Below are 4752 nucleotides of genomic sequence, written 5' to 3'. Positions count from 1 at the left end.
TCTGCGAACGCCAGATTACCTGCAGCATATGCTCGACGCCGCCGACCGCATCCGCGCTTACCTCGCACCGCTTTCGCAGGAAAGCTTTGAGGCAACACCGATGGCTGTCGACGCCGTTGTACGGAACCTCGAAATCATCGGTGAAGCGGCACGCAATATCATGCGCGGCGATCCAGCGTTCGCCGCCGCGCACCCGGAAATACCTTGGGAAGCGATGTATGGCATGCGCAATCGCATCTCGCACGCGTATTTTTCCGTCGACACAAGCATTGTCTGGAGCACCGCACACACCTGGGTGCCCGATCTGGTGCACAAGCTCTTGCAGTTGACGTCCAGATAAAAAAAGCGGCCCTCACAGGCCGCTTCTCTCACATCACTTGCGCTTCGCCTCAAGCTCTTCCCAGCGCTCCAGCGCGACGAGCAATTCCTCGTCGATCTGGCCATAGCGCTCGGTCAGGCGCGTCGCTTCCTTCCCATCCTTCGCGAAGATCGAGCCATCCTCGATCTGCGCGCCGATAGTTTTCTGCTCCGTCTCCAGCGCCTCGATGCGCTTGGGCAGCTCTTCCAGCTCGCGCTGTTCCTTGAACGACAGCTTCACGCTGCGCTGCGCGTTGCGCCCCGTCGCGCTGTCCTTCGGTGCAGCAGCAGCCGGTGCGGCTTCCTTCGGCGCACGCGCCTCGGCGATTTCCTGCGAACGCGCGCTCTGTGTCTGCCAGTCGGTGAAGCCACCCACATACTCGCGCCAGCGCCCTTCGCCTTCGGACGCGATCACCGACGTCACCACGTTGTCGAGGAACGCGCGATCGTGCGAGACCAGCAGCACGGTGCCGTCGTAATCTGCGAGCAGTTCTTCGAGCAGTTCGAGCGTCGGGATGTCGAGATCGTTGGTCGGCTCGTCCAGCACCAGCACGTTCGCCGGCCGCGCGAACAGACGCGCCAGCAGCAGACGGTTGCGCTCGCCGCCCGAGAGCGACTTCACAGGCGAACGCGCGCGCTCGGGCGCGAACAGGAAGTCGCCCAGATAGCTCATGACGTGCTTCTTCGCGCCGTTGATCTCGACCCAGTCGCTGCCTGGGCTAATCGTATCCGCGAGGGTCTTTTCGAGGTCGAGCTGCGCGCGCATCTGGTCGAAGTACGCGACCTGCAGGTTCGTGCCCACACGCACCGTACCTTCATCAGGCTTCAGATCGCCCAGAATCAGCTTGAGCAGCGTGGTCTTGCCCGCGCCGTTCGGGCCGACAAAGCCGATCTTGTCGCCGCGCATGACCGTGCCCGTGAAACCGTCCACAATCGTGCGGCCGCCGTAGCGCTTCACGACATCCGTGAGTTCCGCGACGATCTTGCCCGACTTCTCGCCCTGCGCCACGTCGAGCTTCACGTTGCCCTGCACGTTGCGGCGCTCGGCGCGGTCGTTGCGCATCTGCACGAGGCGCGCGATACGCCCGACGCTGCGCGTGCGGCGCGCTTCCACGCCCTTGCGGATCCACACTTCTTCCTGCGCGAGCAGCTTGTCGAACTTCTCGTTTTCGACGCGCTCGACTTCCAGTTGCAGCGCCTTGCGTTCCTGATACTGCGAGAAGTTGCCCGGATACGAGAGCAGCTTGCCGCGATCGAGTTCGACGATGCGCGTGGCCACGCGGTCGAGGAACGCACGATCGTGGGTGATGAACAGCAGGCTCGAACGCTGCGAAACCAGCAGTTCTTCCAGCCAGCGGATGCCGTCGAAGTCGAGGTGGTTGGTCGGCTCGTCCAGCAGCAGCACGTCGGGCTGCAGCACGAGCGCGCGCGCCAGCGCCACGCGCTTTTGCATGCCGCCCGAGAGCGCGCCCACGCGCGCCTCGCCTTCCAGACCGATCTGCGCGAGCGTGGTGGCGACGCGCGTGCGCCAGTTCCAGCCGTCGGCATGATCGAGCGACGATTGCAGCGTGTTCATGCGCGCGAGCAGCGCGTCGTGTTCGGCGCCTTCGGGCGTTTCCGCGAGTTTGTGCGCAACCGTGTCGTACTCGTCGAACAGCGCGCGCACCTGCGCGAGACCGGAGGCGACCGTGTCGAACACGGTGGCGTCGGTGTCGAAATCCGGCTCCTGCGGCACGTAGACGGTCGTGAGGTCCTGCTGGCGCGTAACGAGGCCGTCGTCGGGTTTGGCGAGATCGGCGACGATCGTGAGCAGCGACGACTTGCCCGCGCCGTTACGGCCGATCAAGCCTACGCGCTCGCCAGCTTCGAGCGAAAAGTCCGCGTGATCGAGCAGCGCGACGTGGCCGAACGCGAGTTGCGCGCCGGAGATGGAATAAAGCGACATGGATGGAAACCGTGGCCTGCGTTGGAGAGCAAGCGCGTATTGTACCGGGCCGCGGAGGTCGGGCCGCGCAGGTCGGGCCGCGCAGGTCGGGCCGCGAAGGCCGGGCCCTGAAGTTACCCGGCCCAGCTCGCGCCGGAGCCGGGCCGCGTGTGAGTTGCGTCGTGCGTTACTTCACATGCACCGTGATGGTCTGGCTCCACGCGGGGCCATAGGACTGGTGCGCGCCGTTGGCGAACTGCGCCGTGAGCGTGTGATCTCCGGGCGGCAGGGTGATATCGGCTTCGGTCTGGCCCTTGCCGTAGTGAATCGATTTGTCGTTGGCGGGCACAACCTGGCCTTGCGGCAGCGGCTGGCCGTCGATCAGCAGATGATGGTGGCCCGTGTCAGGCGTGACGGTGCCAGCGGGTGCGACCGTCATGCCGTCGACGCCGAATTTCACATGCACCGGATTGCTCACGGTCGCGCCGTCCTTCGGTTCAACGAAGTACACGCCCTCAGCATGCGCGACGCTGCTCGCGAAGCCGTTGGCCACAAGGCACGCCGCGAAGGTCATACCGGCCAGCCAGTTTTTTTTCATCATTGCTCGCTCCTGTGATGGATGAATCCTGCGTTACAGAGGTTTGCTGATGTGTTGCCGATGCGCTCGCGGCCAAGCATACACCGCCGCGATGACGCAACGGCGCGCGGCTGGCATTCGGTATGTACCCCGCGAAAGCGGGAAAGTTTTCGTGTCACTGCGCGTCGTGTCGTGCAAACACTCAGGCCATCCGATGCTCCATAAATGAAAGTGGCCGCATTTTGCGGCCACTTTCATCTGGACATTAAGCCGGGATTACAACCCCGTTGCTTGCGTGCCGGAAATCTGCGAATGGAACTCGTCAACTTTTTCGAGAAAGACCTCACACTTCGGAATGAAATCTGTGGCATCAGCTTGTTGAAACGCCGCCGTAAGCTTGTAGTCTGCCGTAGTGCGCGTCTTTTTCAAGTCGATCAGCACATAGGCTATCTGCTTCCCCTTCATCGAGTGTTGCTTGAAACGCTCAGTCAACCGCTCGTGCTCACCTGCCGCGAACAGATTCGTGGGTAAGCACGCATCGGCCACTTCGAGCGCTCTATGATAGGCCGCGTAATACGCGCGCGAGGCGCCTGAGCGCCACTCAGACTCCCCAGCGCCATTGCCTAGCGCATGCGCGAGAGACAGTAAATCCTGAACGGAAATGCTCACCGGTGTACCTCGATGATGTCGCCATTGAACTGGAACGAGCTGAGCGGCCGGCAGGAAAACGTAACGAACTCAGGTACCGGATCGTCAAACTTCTCATACAGCGCTTGTGCGATTGCGAAATTCATCTCTGCGCATCGGCGCGCTGTTTCATCAATGAAAAGTTCGTACCGCAACTGGTCGTCGACCTGGACAAGCGTCGATTGCCTCACGATGCAACCTCGGGAACGTACCGCTTCAGCGGCAGCATCGATAAGCTTCGCTCTCAAATCAGGGGTCGCGCCGTGGGCGTTGGCAATACTGAGCAGGCTCGCCGCAGATTCTCGATAGGCGTCACTAAACTGTAAATTGACCTTCTCCCCCATTTCGAGCACTTCCTCAAAACGAAGCGCCTTTTCCAAAGCCCTAAGTGCACCGAGCTTGCCATCTCTCGTCACGACAATTCCGAGGAGCCGATGCGCCGCATCGACAGCGAGTTCCGTCTCACCAGCAATACTGAAAATGGAACAGGCGTTGCCAAGAACCGGCTCGTCTTGCGGCGCGAGCTTCACGGCATTGCTCAGCGCTTCGACGCTTTCGCTGTGCTTTCCCTGGAGAAACGTGGCAGCGCCAATCGCCAGCCAGGCAAAGGCCGGAGCCATTCCATCTCTCGCTAGCAGCGTACGCGCCTCACGCTCGTAACGCTTTACCGCTAAAGCGTTGTTCTGCCCATGAGCGACCATGTGGTAAAGCTCGTTGAGACCCTGGACGCCTGCTTGTGCCGGCTGATTCACGAATCCATCCCCAAAAAAAATCAATCAATCGCCGATCGATACTAGCAGAAATGCCTGTACGCACGCTTTGCCCTGGGTCTGTAAACGTCCCCTTCGCATGCAAGCGTAGATCGTTGCTACAACGTGGACCAAAACGCCCCGCGAAAGGTGCCTCCATCATTTTCCGGTAACATCCCGGGTCGCCCTCGCCCCGGCCAATCGGGGCCATATGAAGGGATTTTTCCGCGGCCCCGCGCCGCGAATGGCAATGAACAAAGGTGTGTTGTGAGCGAAGTTATTGAGTACAAGAGCTGGGTTTGTCTGATCTGCGGCTGGATCTATAACGAAGAAGAAGGGTTGCCCGACGAAGGCATCGCGGCAGGCACGCGCTTCGCGGACATTCCGGAAGACTGGCGCTGCCCGTTGTGCGATGTGGGCAAGGCCGAATTCGCCGTCGTCGAGTTCTGATACAGCGT

Annotated in this window: 6 protein-coding genes; 2 read left to right on the top strand and 4 right to left on the bottom strand. The window is 61.4% G+C overall.

What is annotated here, in order from left to right; genetic code table 11:
• On the top strand, positions 1 to 340 hold a 340-nt coding region (locus VG320_RS30720), incomplete at its 5' end, for a DUF86 domain-containing protein (protein WP_327203834.1).
• A gap of 33 nt (positions 341 to 373) precedes the next feature.
• Here the strand turns inward: VG320_RS30720 and VG320_RS30715 are convergent.
• From VG320_RS30715 to VG320_RS30700, 4 genes are all read right to left on the bottom strand, one after another.
• Complete coding sequence (locus VG320_RS30715; RefSeq protein ID WP_327203833.1) at positions 374 to 2302, bottom strand: ATP-binding cassette domain-containing protein; 1929 nt, start codon at positions 2300 to 2302, stop codon at positions 374 to 376.
• Between the two features lie 166 nt (positions 2303 to 2468).
• Positions 2469 to 2882, bottom strand: coding sequence for a DUF4399 domain-containing protein (locus VG320_RS30710; RefSeq protein ID WP_327203832.1), 414 nt, complete (start codon positions 2880 to 2882; stop codon positions 2469 to 2471).
• Between the two features lie 252 nt (positions 2883 to 3134).
• The gene (locus VG320_RS30705; protein ID WP_327203831.1) at positions 3135 to 3527 is read right to left on the bottom strand and encodes a hypothetical protein; all 393 of its coding nucleotides are present in this window, start codon (positions 3525 to 3527) and stop codon (positions 3135 to 3137) included.
• The gene (locus VG320_RS30700) at positions 3524 to 4297 is read right to left on the bottom strand and encodes a hypothetical protein (protein WP_327203830.1); all 774 of its coding nucleotides are present in this window, start codon (positions 4295 to 4297) and stop codon (positions 3524 to 3526) included. Before VG320_RS30700 ends, VG320_RS30705 begins: the two co-directional genes overlap by 4 nt.
• Before the next feature lie 264 nt (positions 4298 to 4561).
• Here VG320_RS30700 and VG320_RS30695 point away from each other — a divergent pair, with 264 nt between their 5' ends.
• Positions 4562 to 4744, top strand: a complete 183-nt coding sequence (locus VG320_RS30695; protein WP_027816562.1) for a rubredoxin — start codon at positions 4562 to 4564, stop codon at positions 4742 to 4744.
• Positions 4745 to 4752 lie beyond the last annotated feature (8 nt).

Origin of the sequence: Paraburkholderia sp. (assembly GCF_035948235.1) — a bacterium.
Classification (GTDB): domain Bacteria; phylum Pseudomonadota; class Gammaproteobacteria; order Burkholderiales; family Burkholderiaceae; genus Paraburkholderia.
The sequence above is the reverse complement of the archived record's forward strand: the minus strand, read 5'-3'. Positions and strand labels throughout refer to the sequence as shown.